The sequence below is a fragment of the Nitrospirota bacterium genome (genome assembly GCA_040755395.1).
In the GTDB taxonomy this organism is placed as follows: Bacteria; Nitrospirota; Nitrospiria; order Nitrospirales; family Nitrospiraceae; genus DATLZU01.
The window spans coordinates 1-1424 of sequence record JBFMAX010000054.1; the positions used below are offsets into that span (position 1 = coordinate 1).

A 1424-nucleotide genomic window follows, 5' to 3' on the forward strand; every position below is an offset into this window, starting at 1 on the left:
AGGGAGTGTCCTGATTTCGGTGTTTCGGTCCGGGGTGGCTCTGCAAAGGAGCACCCATGGCGAGGAAGAAGAAGGTCGAGTCGAAGAAGCAGTCGGCGAGCGGTGACACCCCGGCGGCGGCGAAGCAGCCGCCGGCCCTTCGGCCCGAGCTGCTGGAAGAGTTGTTGGCGGCAGCGGGAGGCCCGGCTGGGCTGACAGGCAAGGACGGCCTACTGAGGCAGCTGACGGCGGCGCTGGTGAACAAAGCCCTCGAGGCGGAGATGTCGGAGCACCTCGGCTACGAGGCCCGCGAGGAGCCACCGGATGAGCAGACGAATCGCCGGAATGGCCACCGGACGAAGAAGGTCCGCAGCAACTACGGCGTGATGGACATCGACGTGCCACGAGACAGGGCGGGCAGCTTCGAGCCGCAGCTGGTGAAGAAGCACCAGCGCGCCTTCGCTGGCTTCGACGACAAGATTCTCTCGATGTACGCGCGGGGGATGTCGACGCGGGACATCCGCGCGCACCTCCACGAAATCTACGGCGTCGACGTCAGCCCGGACCTCATCAGCCGGGTGACGGACGCCGTCGTCGACGAGTTGGCCGAGTGGCAGAGCCGCGCCCTCGATGCCGTGTACCCCATCGTCTACATCGACGCGTTGGTGGTGAAGGTGCGGGACCAGGGCAAGGTGGAGAACAAGGCCGTGCACCTCGTCGTGGGCGTCAACCTCGACGGCGAGCGCGACGTGCTGGGCCTGTGGCTCGAGCGCACCGAGGGCGCGAAATTCTGGTCCACCGTGCTGACGGACTTGCGGCAGCGCGGCGTGGAGGACGTCCTCATCCTCTGCGCGGACGGCCTCACGGGGCTGCCGGCGGCCGTCGAGGCCGTCTTCCCCAGGGCCATCTTCCAGACGTGCATCGTGCACATGATTCGCGCCAGCACGCGCTACGTCTCGTACCGGGACTTGCGGCCCATCTGCCAGGACTTGAAGGCCATCTACACGGCGGCCAACGTCCAGGAGGCAGAGGCGGCGCTGGACGCCGCCGAGGAGAAGTGGGGCCCGAAGTACGGCCACGTCTTCAAACCGTGGCGCACGCGCGCGACGGAGTGGCAGCCCTTCCTGCAGTTTCCCGCCGAGCTCCGCCACGCCATCTACACGACCAACACCATCGAGGCCCTCAACCGCATCCTGAGGAAGACGCTGAAGACGCGCGGGCCGCTGCCCACCGACGAGGCAGCGCTGAAGCTGCTGTACCTCGCCATCAGGAATGCGAAGGCGACCTGGGGCCGCGGCCACCGCGACTGGCTGACGGCGCGGCTGCAGCTGAACATCCACTTCGAGGGCCGCTTGCCCGACGCCCCATGAACGTGTCAGAGAAGTCCAACGACGAACGGCATCAACCCGCCGCTCCGGTCGGAACACCGAATTCCTGACACCCTC

The 1424-nt window shown here is 67.1% G+C and carries 1 protein-coding gene; it reads left to right on the forward strand.

Translation table 11 applies throughout. From position 1 onward, the window contains the following. Window positions 1-56: 56 nt before the first annotated feature. Window positions 57-1349 (forward strand): IS256 family transposase, encoded by a 1293-nt coding sequence (locus AB1555_20095; GenBank protein ID MEW6248980.1) that lies wholly within the window; start codon window positions 57-59, stop codon window positions 1347-1349. Window positions 1350-1424 lie beyond the last annotated feature (75 nt).

Excerpts from the sequence above, each read along its gene's own strand:
- AB1555_20095 (MEW6248980.1), top strand. The coding sequence starts at position 57 with ATGGCGAGGAAGAAGAAGGTCGAGTCGAAGAAGCAGTCGGCGAGCGGT.